At 60.2% G+C, this 15,508-nt stretch carries 15 protein-coding genes; 6 read left to right on the plus strand and 9 right to left on the minus strand.

Annotated elements, in window-relative coordinates; genetic code table 11:
• Positions 1-131 precede the first annotated feature (131 nt).
• Genes F7R19_RS26570 through F7R19_RS26595 form a run of 6 tightly spaced genes read left to right on the plus strand, consistent with a single transcriptional unit; the run spans position 132 to position 6,610 of the window.
• Positions 132-1,181 (plus strand): glycosyltransferase family 4 protein, encoded by a 1,050-nt coding sequence (locus F7R19_RS26570; protein WP_150982570.1) that lies wholly within the window; start codon positions 132-134, stop codon positions 1,179-1,181.
• The gene (locus F7R19_RS26575) at positions 1,178-2,338 is read left to right on the plus strand and encodes a glycosyltransferase (RefSeq protein WP_170292661.1); all 1,161 of its coding nucleotides are present in this window, start codon (positions 1,178-1,180) and stop codon (positions 2,336-2,338) included. Before F7R19_RS26570 ends, F7R19_RS26575 begins: the two co-directional genes overlap by 4 nt.
• Positions 2,339-2,340: 2 nt before the next feature.
• Complete coding sequence (locus tag F7R19_RS26580) at positions 2,341-3,159, plus strand: glycosyltransferase family 2 protein (protein ID WP_170292662.1); 819 nt, start codon at positions 2,341-2,343, stop codon at positions 3,157-3,159.
• Complete coding sequence (locus F7R19_RS26585; protein WP_150982576.1) at positions 3,150-4,385, plus strand: MATE family efflux transporter; 1,236 nt, start codon at positions 3,150-3,152, stop codon at positions 4,383-4,385. The genes F7R19_RS26580 and F7R19_RS26585 overlap by 10 nt, the downstream gene beginning before the upstream one ends.
• Positions 4,378-5,733, plus strand: a complete 1,356-nt coding sequence (wzy, locus tag F7R19_RS26590) for an O-antigen polysaccharide polymerase Wzy (protein ID WP_170292663.1) — start codon at positions 4,378-4,380, stop codon at positions 5,731-5,733. Before F7R19_RS26585 ends, wzy begins: the two co-directional genes overlap by 8 nt.
• The gene (locus F7R19_RS26595; RefSeq protein WP_150982580.1) at positions 5,714-6,610 is read left to right on the plus strand and encodes a glycosyltransferase family 2 protein; all 897 of its coding nucleotides are present in this window, start codon (positions 5,714-5,716) and stop codon (positions 6,608-6,610) included. The genes wzy and F7R19_RS26595 overlap by 20 nt, the downstream gene beginning before the upstream one ends.
• A 44-nt stretch (positions 6,611-6,654) precedes the next feature.
• Here F7R19_RS26595 and F7R19_RS26600 read toward each other — a convergent pair whose 3' ends face one another.
• Genes F7R19_RS26600 through F7R19_RS30325 form a run of 9 tightly spaced genes read right to left on the minus strand, consistent with a single transcriptional unit; the run spans position 6,655 to position 15,352 of the window.
• Entirely contained in the window at positions 6,655-7,527 is an 873-nt protein-coding gene (locus tag F7R19_RS26600) for a glycosyltransferase family 2 protein (protein WP_150982582.1), read from the minus strand.
• A 17-nt stretch (positions 7,528-7,544) separates the two neighbouring features.
• Positions 7,545-8,510 carry an NAD-dependent epimerase/dehydratase family protein gene (locus F7R19_RS26605; RefSeq protein ID WP_150982585.1) on the minus strand — a complete coding sequence of 322 codons (966 nt, stop codon included), beginning with the start codon at positions 8,508-8,510 and terminating at the stop codon, positions 7,545-7,547.
• A gap of 17 nt (positions 8,511-8,527) precedes the next feature.
• On the minus strand, positions 8,528-9,964 hold the full coding sequence (locus tag F7R19_RS26610) for a glycosyltransferase family 4 protein (RefSeq protein WP_223505834.1): 1,437 nt from the start codon (positions 9,962-9,964) through the stop codon (positions 8,528-8,530).
• Between the two features lie 19 nt (positions 9,965-9,983).
• Complete coding sequence (locus tag F7R19_RS26615) at positions 9,984-10,976, minus strand: glycosyltransferase family 2 protein (protein ID WP_150982587.1); 993 nt, start codon at positions 10,974-10,976, stop codon at positions 9,984-9,986.
• Positions 10,973-11,857, minus strand: a complete 885-nt coding sequence (locus tag F7R19_RS26620; RefSeq protein ID WP_223505836.1) for an alpha-1,2-fucosyltransferase — start codon at positions 11,855-11,857, stop codon at positions 10,973-10,975. Before F7R19_RS26620 ends, F7R19_RS26615 begins: the two co-directional genes overlap by 4 nt.
• 28 nt (positions 11,858-11,885) lie before the next feature.
• Positions 11,886-12,740 (minus strand): glycosyltransferase, encoded by an 855-nt coding sequence (locus tag F7R19_RS26625; protein ID WP_150982589.1) that lies wholly within the window; start codon positions 12,738-12,740, stop codon positions 11,886-11,888.
• 26 nt (positions 12,741-12,766) lie between these two features.
• On the minus strand, positions 12,767-14,245 hold the full coding sequence (locus F7R19_RS30025; RefSeq protein ID WP_211922797.1) for an FkbM family methyltransferase: 1,479 nt from the start codon (positions 14,243-14,245) through the stop codon (positions 12,767-12,769).
• A gap of 29 nt (positions 14,246-14,274) precedes the next feature.
• Positions 14,275-15,093 (minus strand): cephalosporin hydroxylase family protein, encoded by an 819-nt coding sequence (locus F7R19_RS26635; RefSeq protein ID WP_150982591.1) that lies wholly within the window; start codon positions 15,091-15,093, stop codon positions 14,275-14,277.
• Positions 15,080-15,352: a hypothetical protein gene (locus F7R19_RS30325; protein WP_150982593.1), complete on the minus strand. Its 273-nt coding sequence runs from the start codon at positions 15,350-15,352 to the stop codon at positions 15,080-15,082. The genes F7R19_RS26635 and F7R19_RS30325 overlap by 14 nt, the downstream gene beginning before the upstream one ends.
• Between the last annotated feature and the right edge of the window lie 156 nt (positions 15,353-15,508).

Consider the following 15,508-nt stretch of genomic DNA (forward strand, 5'->3'; position numbering starts at 1 on the left):
GTAGAATGTGCCGGGTTCACGCCGCAGCCAGGTGCGCGCGCAGCCAACATTAAACTTCACATCATGATGCTCCGATAGTGGGGCCGGCCCTCAGCGTTGTGCACGGCACACGCGCCACTTCGGTTTCGTCCATGCTCTTGCCTATTTATCTTGTATCGCGTAACGGGGTCAAAAATACCGGCGGAGTCGAACGTGTGGTCCATCTGCTCCAAAATGACCTGATCCGCCACGGGGCCCAAGTAGCACTAGTTGACGAAGCAACGGTTTTACCACAGTTCCTGCGCGGCAAGCGCATTACCCAGTTTTTGTTTCCTTTGGCCGCTTCTGCCTGGCTGTGGGTGCGCCGAATATCGGGACACAGGTTCGAGACCATTTCGAATTCGTCGTACACACCGGTCTACCCCTCCGAAGCGGTAATCGTGCACGGCTCGGCCACCGGTTATATTCGGGCGCTTGCCGGATCGGGTAACCGGTTTCTGGGCATGCGGGTGCTGGCGCTGCTGGAAGGCATGACGATGCGCCGCGCGCGCCGGGTGGTTTGCGTCTCGGAAGCGGTGCGCGACATTTGCGTCGCAGCGCATGGCGTGCCCGCCGAAAAATGCACGGTCATTCATAACGGCATCGACGCGTCCGTATTCCGTCCGCGGCCGAAGTTCGTTGGCGACAAGGTGCGGCTCGGATTTGCCGGCCGGCTCGAGTATGGCAAGGGACTGCCATACCTGATCGATATTGCCCGCTGGGTCGGCACCCAGCGCGATATCGAACTGACCATCGCCACCACCAGCGACGCGCCGGTTGCGCTGCAAGGCCTGCCCAACGTCACGATCATGTCGGGCCTCGCGCCGCAGCGGATGGGCGAGTTCTACGACCGAATCGACGTGATGGTCTTCCCTTCGCTGTTCGAAGGGTTTGAGCTGGTGACCCTCGAGGCACTGGCTTCGGGCGTCAGCGTACTGGGCACGCGGGTCGGCGCGTGCGACGTATTCCTGCGCCAGGGTGTGCCATGGGTCAGCGAATTGCCAGCGGACTCCGCGGCCTTCTTCGAGCAGGCGCCCGGGATTTTCGCCCGTTTGCGTCAGCATTCCGATCCCGCCGCGATGCATGCCCTGATTGCGCGCTCCTTTTCCATTGCGCGGTTCTGCGATCAGCTCCGCGCCCAATTGCAATTATTGAATTCGTGAAGGTTCTGCTGATTTCACCCAACGGCCTGCAGGAACTATCGGGAGGCGGGCTCTACCTGCGATCGCTGGCACAGGCGCTTTGCGGCGTGCGGGGCGTAAGCCAGGTCACGGTCGTCAGCAAGGACATGGGAGACGGCGAGATTTTCGATTTCCCGTCCCATTGCCAACGCGTATATCTCGAAAAGAACAAAACCCGCGACGTCGTCGCGCGGCTGCGCCTTTACCCCACGTACCTGATTACCCATCGCCCGCTGCTGATGCGCCACGCCCGCGCCGCCGACGTGGTGCTGTTCCATAATTCGCGCTGCGGCGGGCTGATGGCGGAAATGCGCAGGAAAATGCCGGGCAAGACCTATGGCATCCTGAGCGACAACGTCGAGGCCGAGCTAAAACGCCAGCATCGTGAAGGAAATGTGTTACGACAGGTAAGCAATGCCGTCGATACCTGGCTGATCCGTCGCGCGGAAGCACCGAGCCGCTTTGCCGACTTCGTGACATTTATCACCGAGGCGGATCGCGCGCTATTTGATCGCCAATACGGCACGCCCGGGCGCACCGGAATATTGCCGATTTCGCTGCCGCCGGGTGAGTCGGGCGAAGCGGGTGCCGGCGGCGCGTCCAGCATCCCGAAAATTCTCTTTACGGCACATTTCGGGTTCGAACCGAATCAAAGCGCCCTGCGTGATTTTGCCGAGGTGGCTCGACTGTTTTTCCGAATATCGGACGTGCGGGCGGACTTCGTCGTGGCAGGCGCACGGGCGGCCGAAATGGCGGCCGGCTACCCCGGACTGACGGTGGTGGACGGGCCTTCGCCGGCAGCCATGGCGCAGACCTTTGCAGGCGCCACCGTCTACCTGGCACCCGTCAGCTGGGGCAGCGGCATGAAAACCAAGGTGGCGGAAGCGCTGTCATTTGGGCTGCCCGTGATTTGCATGCCGAATGCGGCGGTTGGCTATGACGCCGCACTGAGTGACACCGAATTCTGCCGTGCAATTTGCGTGGTGGAAAATGCCTCGGAGATGGCGAGCACACTTCACAGAATTTTACAAACCCGGGATCTCTCGCCACTCCGGCATGCTGCAACCGCAGCATTCAATGCTTTATACTCGCATGCGTCGCAAACCAGGCGGCTTGAACTGCTTCTCCCTGCACAATGACCATGCCGAGCGCAAAAAAACTGGTTAGCGTCATTACACCCGTTCATAACGACGGAAAGTATATCGGCGCAACTGCCAGCTCGATTCTGCAGCAGAGCCTGACCGATTTTGAGTGGATTCTGGTCGACGATGGCTCCAATGGCGAGACGGCCTCCGTCCTGGCCAGCCTCGCCGCGTCCGATTCACGTATTCGAATCATTACCAATCCGGTCGCATATGGCCCCGCGCGCGCGCGCAATATCGGAATCGCGGCAGCCGAGGGCGAATTCGTCGCATTTCTCGATGCCGACGACATCTGGGATGCACATAAACTGGAGCAGCAGGTGCGGTTTATGCGCGAACACGATCTCGATTTCAGCTACCACGACTATATTCCGTTCGAAGACGGCAGCGGCCGGCCAATATCGAAAATATGCGGGCCGAATCGATTGACGTTGTTTTCTCATAATTCGCGACGCGGCGTCGGGTGTCTGGCTGTAATGCTCAAGCGCGACATCGCCGGCGACGGCGTGTTTCCCGCCATGCCGCCTGGCCATGTCGCCGAGGACTTCGCGGCATGGGCCATCCTCATAAAAGGTGGCTTGCGTGGTGAACGCCTGCCGAAAACGCTGGCGTGGTACCGCGTTCGCAAGCGGTCCTTTTCGTCGAACAAGATTCGCTCCGCCCATTCCGTCTGGTTCATCATGCGGACCATGGAAGGGTTCGGCAAGATCACGTCGGCGTTCTTCCTGACCAGCTACCTGTTAAACGCCATGACATCGCGGCTGATGGCGCGCATCGCCAGCCCGCACCAGACTCTGGCATCGCCTCCATGGCATTGAATGCCCTGATCTCGGGTCTGGGCGTTCTACTGAAGTTGCTCTGCGGCCTTGCCGCCAACAAGATCCTCTCGACCCAGCTCGGCCCCATCGCTTTTGGCGCCTGGGGCAACGTCTTCAGCCTGGCCACCCTCTACACCACCTTCTCGAACGGCGGCATTGCGCAGGGCCTCGTGGCACGGCTCTCGACGCCAACTCAGGACGAGCGCGCACGCGACCAGTGGCTGAACGGCGGGATGCTGTTTGCGCTCTGCGTACCCGTGCTGATCGCGGTGTGGCACAGCGGCTTCCGGCAGTTGGGTATCGTCAGCGGCGCGCAGGCGCTTGGTCCGCTGGCGGCGCTGGCGCTTGGCCTGCTGGCCGGACTTGCACTGCAGATCCAGGCAAGCGTGCTGGCGCAAGGCCGATCGAGGCTGAACGCGTTGGTGCTGGCGTTCTCGGGCGTCGCGGCGCTTGCCAGCTACTGGTGGTTCGTGACGCCGGGCTCGGTACAAAGCGCCGTCCATGCCCTGCTCGCCGGATTTGCCGCCACGCTCGTCGCCTGGCTCGCGGTTGCCGCATTCACCCGCACCCGCTGGCACGGCGGCCTGGCGTCGCTGTCCGACGGCATGGCCGCGGCGCGCGCGCTGGCGCCCTATGTGTTGATTGCGCTAGCGCCGGCGGTGGTCGGCACGGCGGCCGTGATCACGGTGCGTGAAGTCGTTTCGGTGCGCGTCGGACCCGAGGCGGCGGGGCTCTGGCAGGGCATGTTCCGCATTTCGGATGCCGTTGTCGCCATGGCGCAGGCCGTGGTCAGCTTCGTGCTGCTTCCGGAAGTGTTTCGCAGCGGCGCGCCTGGCCGGTCGCTCAAGTCGCGCCTGCCGACATATGCGGCGCTGGTGGCCCTTGGCTTTGCCGTGGGTGCGGCCATCCTCTGGCAGGCTGCCGACGTCGTGGTGCGCACGCTGTATTCGGATGCCTTTTCGGGCATCGCCCCGTTGCTGTGGATCGAACTGCTTGGCGACGCGTTCAAAGCCTTGGCCATGCCGTTCGTGGCGTTCTTCATTTACCAGAGAAATCTGCGTTTTTCCTGGGCGCTCGAGCTGATTTTTTCGGCCTGCTTCGTGTTGGCCACCTACATACTGACCGGCATGAGCGGCCTTGCAGGTGCGGCCGTGGCCTATGCACTGGCAAACCTCGTACTGCTGGTGGTTGCTTTCGTTTTGTTTCTTGGAGTCCGGGATGCCTGAGCTGTCGTTACTCGCGATACTGCTTCTGGCGGTTGCGAATCTGATCAGCGGCGCCTTTGGCGATCTCGCCTGGCAGGCTCCGCTGACCGCATTGACGTTCTTCGCATGCATGTACAGGGTCAGTCATGCGGCCACCAGCCGGTTCAATCCAACGATGCTCATCTGCGCCACTACGACGCTGTTCCTGCTGAGCCGTTTCCTGATTACCTACTTCGCCGGATGGGCCGATTATCGCTATGGCGACTGGTTTCTGATGGGTCCGATGGACGAGGTGCTCGTCGCCAAGGCGCTTGCAGCGATCTGTCTGTTCCTCTGCGGCATTGCGATTGTGGCTGGCCGGCTTGGCGATCTGCCCCGCCGCGAGGACAGCTACCTTGGCACAATCGCGTTGCGCATGGGCCTGGCGATCTTGCCGTTCACGCTGTATCGGGTCTACATCAACGTCGACACGTGGCGCACGGGCGACTACCTGGCAATGTACAAGTACGGCGGTCCCGGCGGCATTCCCTACGCGCTGGGCGGCTGGCTGATCCTGTGCGTGTTCGCCTACCTGGCGTCGCGCCCGCGGCTGCGCCCGGCACTCGCCGGATACGCGGTCGGCATCCTGCTCTGCGCGCTGGACATGTTCAAGGGCGCCCGCGGCATTCCCATGGCGCAGATCATCGGCCTGACGTGGCTGCTGGTGACGACGCAGGACATCCGCGTGTCCTGGTGGAAAGCCGGCGCCGCGGTATTCAGCATGGCGCTGCTGGCCGACGTGGTGGGTCGCGTGCGAATCGGCATGCCCATTACCACTGCGCTGACCGGCGATCCGTTCGAGACACTGTTCGGCTTTTTCTACGGCCAGGGCGTGAGTCTGATCTTCGTGGTGTCCACGCTCAAGCACATCGCGCAGTTCACGCCGGTCGTGGACGGACTGCAATCGACCTTTGCGATCTTCATCGATGGCTACCATCGCACCTTCGGCAGCCTGCCAACGGGCCAGACGCTGGAATTCGCGCACCAGACGGCCAGCCTCGCGCATCGGCTGTCGTTCATCGTCGATGCGGAAATGTACCTGAACGGCAAGGGCATGGGCGGCTCGGCGGTGGCCGAATCGATGCTGTACACGCCGCTGGTCGGACCGCTGCTGGCGGGTGCTTTCACCGGCGGCGTGCTCAAGGTGCTCTATCGCGTAGCCAGGATGGCGCCGCTGGGCCTGTTCATTCTGGCGGCAACGCTGCCCTTCTTCCTGCTGATCCCGCGCGAAAATCAGCTCTTCTTCGTCGTGCCGATGTGCAAGGCACTGCTGTTTGCCGCAATCGTCTACGTTATTGCCAAGATCCACCATGTCAGACAGCCAGCCTAAGGTGACGGTGGTCGTCCCGACCTACAAGCGCGCCCATCTGCTGCCGCAGACCATCGCATCGTATCTGCAGCCTGAAGTGGCGCAGCTCGTTCTGGTGGACGACTGCTCTCCGGACGATACGCCCGAGGTGGCCCGGCAGTTGATGCAGCGCCATCCGCAGGTCACATATCTGCGCAACGCGGTCAATGGCAAGCAGACGACGTCGAAGAACCGGGGCAAGTCGCTGGCGCAGACCGAGTACGTGTACTTCGGCGACGACGACTCCATCCTGCAGCCCGGCGCGATGGCGCGGCTGCTGCTGACCGCGGCGGAAACGTCCGCCGATATCGTGGGAGCCTCCGCGCTGTACCTGCGCGACGACAGAGACACCGATGAGGCCGTGATGCGACGCCGGAACGTCGCCGGCAATGCCGACGACGTGGTGCGGCTCGATCGCCTGCAGTTCGACTTCGCCGCGGGGGCATCGCGGCCCATCGACGTACCGGTGTGCCACGCATCGTTCCTGATCCGCACCGACGCAGCCAAGGCAATCGATTTCGACACAGGCTACGTGGGCAACTGCTACCGGGAAGAAACCGACTACCTCGTACGCTCGCGGGCGCGCGGCATGAAGATTGTCTACGAGCCGCGCGCCGTGCAGATCAACCTGCCGCCGTCTCAAGCGACCGGCGGTGCGCGCGGGCGCGGGCGGCTGTCCTACGAAAGCTACGCGCTCTACAACACCGCGCGCTTCCTGTTCCGAAACCGGCAGGCGCTGAAGGTGGCGGACGCGCGCTGCAACGCGGCCATGATGCTGGGCTGGTACGTCCAGGGTCGCGTCGCTGCCGTACTGTCGCGAGTAGGCAGCGCGATGGCTCGCAAGCTGTCCGCACGATAGGAAAGCCGCGCCCGACAAGGCAGCCCGGCGCCAGGCGCTTTCAGCTAGCCGGGCGTGCCCGATGTGCAATGCGCAAGACTGTGGCGCAGCGTATGAACCGCTTCTGTCGGCGCGCACTCGGACATCCGCACGAAATAGAGCTTGTCCGCCCGTGGCAGCGCCGCAACCAGGTCCACGGCGACGCGCGCCGCCGTCAACGCAAGGGCGCCCGCCGCGTAGCCGATCTCGCGCTCGCGCACAAAATACCTGAGCTGGGCCGCCAGCAGCGACCGGCGCGCCAGCAATGTTTTGCGCAGGTCGAAGTACCCCTGGCGATAACCGAGAAGAACCTCGTTGAGACAGGCGAAGCGGCTCTCCTTGTGGCTGCGCAACAGCAGTTCCTGATCTTCCGCGCGCATCACTTCGGGAAGCCCGTAGCGGAACCGCGCAAACCACTCGCGCCGTCCCATCCAGCCCGGATGGGGCAGCGGAATGCCACGCCACGGTCGCGCGCACATGGCTTCATGGGTGCCCGCAAAAGGCAGCATGCCGAGAATTTCGCCGTCGCTGCGGAACGCCACCGCCCTGCAGCCCACCAGATCGATCTGCGGATTCGCATCGAGAAAAGCCACCTGGCGTGCCAGCCGCTCCGGAAAGCTGACGTCATCGGCATCCATGCGGGCGAGATAGCGGCCATGTGCCAGCTCGATCCCCATGTTCAGCCGGCGCGCCAATCCCAGACGACGTCCGTCGCGCAACACGCGCACGCGCGGGTCGGCAAACGCCTGCGCCACCGCAACCGTACCGTCGCTCGATCCATCATCGAGCAATAGCACCTCGAAGTCCGAGTACGTCTGAGACAGCAGCGAACACAACGCCACGCCCAGCGTGCGCTCGGCGTTCCAGGCGGGAAGAAGAATGGAAACGGTTGGGGTCATTGCCGAATTCACAGGGTTCATGCCTGCCCTTCCATGTCGCTGGCGATGGCGTCCCACATGGAAGACAGCCCCTGGTTGAAATCTTCCGCCGGCGCCCATCCCGAGCATTCGCGCAACTTCGTGCTGTCCAGCACGTTTGCACGGACATCGAACTCGCGCGCCGCCGCCAGGCGAATCCGCACCGGCAGGTCGTGCCTTGCGGCCAGCGGCTCAAGCGCCGCGAGCACTTCGCGGTTGTTACGGCCGACGCCGGTGCCGAGGTTGTAAACCTGCCCTGCATCCCCGCCGTCGAGCACCGCCAGAATGCCGCGCGCGACATCCGCCACATGAATGTAGTCGCGGATGGTGCCAGTTTCGCCAAACACGGTCACTTCCTGGCGCTTGAGAATGGCGCCCATCGCCGTTGCGATGAACCCTTGCCCGGTGAAGGCTCGCTGGCCCGGTCCATAGGCATTGGCCGGTCGCACGATGCTGACGGGCACGCCATGCAGCCGGTGGAACATCAGCGCGTACTTCTCCTGCGTGAGTTTGGTGATGCCATATGGCGACACGGGATTGGTCGGGGCACCTTCGGAAATGGGCAGCGAATCGACGTGGCCGTATACCGTACCGCCCGATGACACCACGATCATCCTGCGCAGCGGCAGGTTGCGCGTGGCCTCGAGCAGGCCGACAGTAAGCGGCAGATTGGCCAGAATGTCGTAAACGGGATCGGCGTAGCTGGTCTGCGGTACGGTTGCATAGGCCAGATCGACAATCTCGTTGGCGCCAGCGAGCAATGCGGGCCAGTCGATCGCGCCCTCCCCCACGGGTGTGTATTCGGCAGCCGCAGGCAGCGCTGCCGGCCGTGTCGGACGCCGGCCCAGCACGCAAACCTCGCGCCCCGTCGCCAGCAGTTCGCGCACCAGCCATGCGCCGATGAATCCCGCGCCGCCAATCACGCAGCAACGCGCGCGTGTATTTCGTTGAATACTGTTTGTCATGGATGCGGACCTGATCTTCAGCCTTCCGTCGGTTCGGTCAGCGTTTCCCGCGTCGGCGCGGTCACAGCGCCCTGCAGGATCGCCTCATAACGATCGGCGATCTTCGCCCACGTAAATTGCTCTTGCCAGCGATCGCGCGCCGTGTGACCCAACACGTCGAGCTCGGCGGGCGAGTTCATCAGACGTTTCATCTCCGCGCCGAAGCGTTCCGGATCGGCACGCGTGTAACCGCGCTCGTCCTTCGGCGCGTCGCAGATGACGCCGCCCCCGGTCCAGCGCGCGATCTCGTCGGCGTTGCCTACCGGAACCGAAAGGAACGGAGTGCCTGCCGCGGCGGTTTCGAACAGCACCAGCGGCGAGTATTCGATGTTCGACGCAAACACGAACAGGTCGGCATTCATGTAGGCCTGCACCAGTTCCCGCCTGCCAAGGTTGATCTGCAGTACCTGCTTGTTCTGCTGTCGGCTGGCACGGTCCACCCAGTAGCCGATAGGATCGGCCGCCTTGCGCATGCGATGCGGCAACCAGTGCAGATGTCCTGCCGCATCGAGTTGCGCCGCCGCCAGCGCGTAGATGCGCGAGCGCACACCGCGCAGGCCTTCGCGTCGCAATACCCCGAATGATCGCCAGGCCAGTCCCGCTACGCGGCGCACCCGTCCGCCAAGGAAACCGATCACTTTTTGCACGTCGTTGCGCGGCGCCTGCGTCGTTTCCTGCGGCGGCGTGACGACGACCGCGGGTGCCGGCGGCGGGTTGCCATTCAGAATCAGCGTGACCTTGCGGCGCCCGTTGCGCAGCCGCGCAAACGCTTCGGCGATTTCCTTGTGCCCCTTGACGCCCGTGATGCTGCCGACAGTCAGAAAGACGAAGCTGTCTTCGGGAATGCCATGCCTGCTCCGGAATTCCTTGTCGCGCGGAACGGAAAATTCCACCTCGCAAGCGCCGTTGGGCAGGATGGTGCGGTGCTCGAGTCCGTGCTGGCGCGCAAAATCGATGTCGCGATAGCGCTCGGCATAGAAAATCAGATGATCGAACTGGCGCAGCACGTCGGGCAGCGCTTCGAAATAGCCCGAATAAGTGGGCTCGTACAATCCCGAGAAACCGCACGGGATAAACACCTTGCGCGCGCGGATCTGGTCCAGCACAGGCCACAGCGCGTCGAACGTCCATTGCTGCGCGGCCTTGATCATGATGGCGTCGCCGTCGAACGCCTTCACATAGTCGCGGTAACGGTCCAGCTCGCCGTGCATCCCACGGACTGCATTGCCCGTGATGCCAAACTCGACGATTTCCACACCGTTATGCGATGTAAAGTCGCGCTCGGCCAGTCGCGTCGTGGCCACCGTCACATGATGGCCGCGTTGCACCAGACGCTCCGCCAGATGGCGCATGACTTCCTGTACCCCGCCAACACTGGGGTAATAAAACTCGCAGCAGAACAGAATCCGCATCATCGTCACCTACTTTTTCGCATCAGCGCGGCAGGATGCCGATTCGGCGACCGAAGTCGCGCACAGCGCGCGCGATGGGACGGGCCCAGCTCATGTTGTGCTTCTGGATCAGATACTGATGACGCAAATTCTGGATCTTTACTTCCGTGCGGCGCATCACATCCGATTGCGGAGATTGTGCCGCAAGTTTCTGGCCTGCCAGGCGAACCACGTTGCACATGCGTTCGATATCGGGGCGCGGCGACAGCCGATGAAGCGCTGAATGTGTCAGCGCCGCCACATCAAGAACATCGACCGAGGGTTCTTGCTGCCCCAGCGCCGCCGCGACATTCTCCGCGCAAATCAGCACCAGGCGCTCCAGGAACGGATTGGGGCCGGTGCGCGACATGCTGGCCGGTACCTCGCGATACACCAGCAGCCGCTCGGGCAGATTGGCCACGCGGCCGGCGCGCGCCATGCGCGACCATAGCTCATAGTCCTCAGGCGGCTGACGCGCAGGATCGGTGGTATAGCCGCCCACCGCTTCGACGGTGGCCTTGCGCATCATGATCGAGCTATGCACGAACGGATTGTTGAACAGCAGCTCGAAGCTCAGTGCGCCATGATCGGTGGGATGATCGTGCGCGCGGTCGGTTGGCGTGTCGCCCACCCAGATCTGCGCGGCCGTACCCAGCAGGCCATGATCCGGGTGCTTTTCGAGAAAGTCGACCTGACGCGCGAAGCGCTCCGGATGCGACAGGTCGTCCTGGTCCTGACGCGCGATATATCGTCCGCGCGCCAGTCCGATACCGCGATTCAGCGTTCCCGCCAGGCCCATATTGTCCTGGTGGTACAGACGAATCCGTGGATCGCTCAGCGACTCCAGCACCCGAGCCGAGTCGTCCTTCGACCCGTCGTTGATGAGGATGAGTTCGTAGTCCTCGAAGGTCTGCGCGAGAATGCTCTCCACGGCCTTCCTCACATCCGCCGCGCCGTTGTACACCGGCAGCACGACACTGATCAGCGGCGTCGTCATAGTCGGATCCAGGAAGCGGGAATCAGATCGCGCGTATCATGCGACGCGCCACTGAACCAGCGCTGCGGCGCCGCCACGATCTTATCCGCGTGCGGGTTCAGCCATGCGCCCCACCAACTGAACGAGCTATTGGCGATCACGTGGTGACGGCACGCCTTCATCAGCGCCATATCCCACACGCCGCGATCGGCGCCATTCACATCGACCAGCGTGACCGTGTGATCGAGCTTGAAGTTTTCGCTCACCCACGCATGATCGTCGGAGAACACGAAAAAATGCGGGGCCGACACGCGCGCGGCAATGTAGTCCACCGCTGCCCGGTAATAGTCGAGCGAACAGACGCCGTGATATTGAGCGGTCTGCGGGTTGTTCACATAGTCCCCGCGTCGAATATGCAACGACACCGCGGCAGCCGCGGCTTCGCGAATCTGCGCCGCAATCCGTTCATTGGCCGCATCGACTGGCGCCTTCAGCGTGAATTCCTCGCGCAGCAAGTCTGCGATATTCGCGAAATAGCGTTCGCTCTGCCAATAGCCATCGAGATATACCGGCGGCACGACCTGCTCGATACGCGCGTCGTAGGTGAACGACGCCTCCTTGAGCTGATTGGCAGGCTTGTCCAATCCCAGTGCCTTGCCGAGGCGATTGAACAGCGTCGGTGCCTTTGCCTTGACGCCGAAACGCGTCAACTCGTCTTCCGACGCCACACGCGCACGGATCGACAGTTCGCCCAATTCATAACGACGCAGATCGTAATGCGCGAAACCGCTGGCATCGAGCAGAAGCGGCACATTATGCCGATGCGCCACGGCGCGGCCCGTGGCGTACTGAAACATCTGGTTGCCCAGTCCGCCGATGAGGTTGGCAATAACAGCTTCCACAAGTTACCTTTCAATCAATGTCCTGACCTTAACGGGCCAAATGTCTGAGACGGAACTCACGTGCCTTCATGACCGCATATACCAGCGGGTAGAAACGCGTGCCCTGAACGGCTTTCAGCATGTCGCGCGTATATGCGGAAAAATGCTGAAGAGGACAGGACCGCTGTACCAGACTCGCAGGCACAACTATCTCTTCTGGTGATCCAAGCCGGTCTGTAGCACGTGGATCGCGCTTAAAAAAATGCACATCGCTGATAACATCGACGCCAGCCATACTCATGGCCGCAAGGTTAAAGCACATATCGCCACCCCAATCAAGAGTGAAAGGAAAGCGATTATGTGCAACCTTGCATAAGTCAGTTCGAAAGATGCTATAAATCAGGTTCGCTTTACCGTGAAACTCAGGCGACCATACGTAGCGAGCGATCGTCGCAAAATTCGGAAGTCCAGAAAAAGCCGGAATATCCGTGCAATGCCTGACAATCTGCCCGAACGAGTCGATGACATCGAGACCGGTGAATGCCATTCCGTAGTCAGGCTTCGCTTCAAGACGTGTGATACAACTCTCAATAAACCCGGAGCCCCAAACATCGTCCGCGGCAGCCCACATGAAGTAAGGGGCAACAGCCTGATCAAGCACGAACTTGAAATTTTTCGGCGCACCAATATTTGAACCGTGGCGCACGTAATTAATTCGAGGATCCAATTTGGCATAATTTCGGCATATATCTTCCGTGTTATCGGTCGATGCGTTGTCCGCAATTGTAAGCTGCCAATCCTGAAACGATTGTGCCAATAAAGATGTCAGCGCTTCATCAATGAATTTTTGGCCGTTGTATACCGGCATGCCAATCTGGACAGAGACCAATTTTTTTCTCGACATCTATTCTTCCCATCTTCTGCACTGCATCAGTGTCGGCGCCAACGCAATTTATCAACAAAAATTGAGTTTATTCTTGTATCTGCGTACAAAATATAATCGTTCTGCTGCAAGTATTCGCCGATCTCGGCAATTTTCATGCCGTCGAAATTTTCGCTGAACGTAATTGTCTCCACGCAAATTACAACCGGGCGATAACGACTAAAATCTATGGATTTCACGATTTCAAAGTCGAGCCCCTCCACGTCGATAGATATGAAGTCCGGCGCTTCGCCTGCAAAATTTTCTGCAATCAGCTCATTTACGTCACGCAAAGGCACGTCAATGACGTCAACTATCTGATGCGTGCCCATTGCCACACATCGTTCCGCCTCTTGCTTGCTGAAAGTATTCAGCGTGGGCACTGACATCACATAGAAAGGCAGCGCACCTGTATTTCCTAATCCAACTCCCACATTTAGATTCACATCAAGTGGTCGCTGGAGAACAAATCGCTCAAACAACGCAGGATCAGCCTCGACATTCACCCCACGTGAGCCCTTTTTATAAAAAAAACGTGTGTTGCTATACAGTGAGGGATGATGCGCGCCAAGATCCAAATACGTAGGATGCTGAATCTGCATCGCGCCAAAGACGAAATCAACTATCATGTCTTCGCCGGATTGCGAGAACGATTCCTTGCTTTCTTCTCTCGCCATGAGCGGAAGCTCCGAAGCATGCCTGCTCCTTTGGCCTTCGCTAAGATGCTCTCTCAATGCAGGCAAGAAGGTTTTAATAAATTCCCGCTTGCGAAGCACACTGACGTCTTGATCTTTCAAAAAGCGACCCAGATCTTCGATACCTTGCACCAAGCAAGGCGGCAGCAATTCCGCTCCGGAGCTATCCTCGCCGTCAAAAGAGCAAAGCGCTTCTGCAAATACTTTGTGGTGTCCGCGGAGGACGCTTTGCAACAGCGTCCGGGACGAATTCGAAGAGTTCGCAGCCTCTTCGATGAACTCCTTGATCCAAGACGTGCGGTGCACGCCCAGTAAAATCGCGGCAGTAGGATAGTTGAAAAACGACCAAAGATTTCGATATCTTGATCGTTGCCCACCGAGCAAAGGCAAATGCGCCGATTTTCCCTTTACATTCACCCCACTCATCGCAGAACCGTGCGATCCAATCTCGGCGACGCAACGTTCGACGAACCGAAGATCCCACTGCATCGTGTTACAGGCGAAAGTAAAAAATTCACCCGCAGAACTTTTGATCAGGGAAAGGAATGGAGCAGTTTGCCCATCGACATCCTGGCACGGCACATACTTAATTCGTGCATCGCTCGCTTGCTTGCGTCGCAAGTAGTGAATTAAAGCTGGTCCAGGGATGGAGCCTCCGGAAACAAGAATCTCGAGATTCCCATAGGTTTGTTGGCTCACCGAGGCCAAGAGCGCATCCAGTTTGTCAATGGACGTCGACGCCAGCACACCTACGCTAACCAGCGGGATCGAGGAGGAAATTGCTGCAGACAATTTGGACCTTTAATCGACAATTGACAACATTACCGTTGCACACGCTTCAGGAACCCGTCCGGCGCGACGGTGATCAGCAGCTTGTTCTCGATCGTTTTGTCGATTTCGAAATGCAGTGGCGCACCGTCTGAACCGCTTACGGCATTGGCTTCAAGCCGGCGCAGGTATTCGTGAACGGCGGTCTTGGGATTGTTTCCCTTGCCCCACGGACGATTGGACGACGCTTCATCGGGCAGGTCTTCAACCACCGTATCGAACACGACGCAATAGCTTTCCATGCTCGTTAGCGATGCATAGGCTTCCAGCTCCTGCAGGACGTGGTCGTGCGTGTGATTCGAATCCAGGCATACCAGCACGCGTTTATAGCCTTTGGCCGCCTCGTGCACGCGCTGGACAACCGCGGGGTCCACCGACGATCCCTGAATCATGTCGATGCGATGGCTCATCGGATGCGCTTCCATGGCCTTGCGGTTGTGCTCGCGAATATCGATGTCAATGCCGATCACACGGCGCCGCGTGTGTTTGGGGTCGAGTGTCGTGCCGTTTTCGACGGCCTCGCAGTAGTCGAGCAGTGCGAGCATCGACGCGCTCATGATCAACGATCCGCCGTGCGCGATACCGGTCTCGATAATCAGATCCGGCTTGACCTGCCAGATGATCTCCTGCATTGCCATCACGTCTTGCGGGTACTGGATAATCGGGCGCGACATCCAGGCGTAATGGTACGAATACTCAAACGCATTGGCACGATCGAACCACTGGCGCGTCAATTGACGGAGCGACTCGTCGGCTGCACCCTTCTCGATCAGTTCTGCATTGCGTCGCTGGAATTCTTCAATCGGCCCCATTTTTCACCTCTTCAATTGATATGCGCACTTCGTATTTTTTTCCCCCGTCGTGGAAATAGCACGACGGGTTGCCCGGAAACGTTCGGGCCCTCAGCAGGTTCAAGATCTCTCTGCCCTGATATGACTTGTCGAGAAACACTTCGCTGGCCGGCTCGAGTTCCTTGGCAAGGTGGAAACTTCCCTTGGAAAGATCTTGTGGCCGCGGGACGTAGTTGCCATTTACCAGGTCCTGGTAATGCCTTTCGAACAGCGCAACCATTGCCCGCTTCGCGGCCGCATATAGCGAACTGAGCTTGCCCCCGCAAAACGAATCCCTTGCTGAGGTTAAACTGAAGCAAGGAGAGATGTGATGACAAGCAAGACAAAGCGGGCGCAGTACACGCTGGAATTCAAGCTGGAAGCGGTACGGCTGGTG

Origin of the sequence: Cupriavidus pauculus (assembly GCF_008801835.1) — a bacterium.
GTDB classification, from domain to species: domain Bacteria; phylum Pseudomonadota; class Gammaproteobacteria; order Burkholderiales; family Burkholderiaceae; genus Cupriavidus; species Cupriavidus pauculus.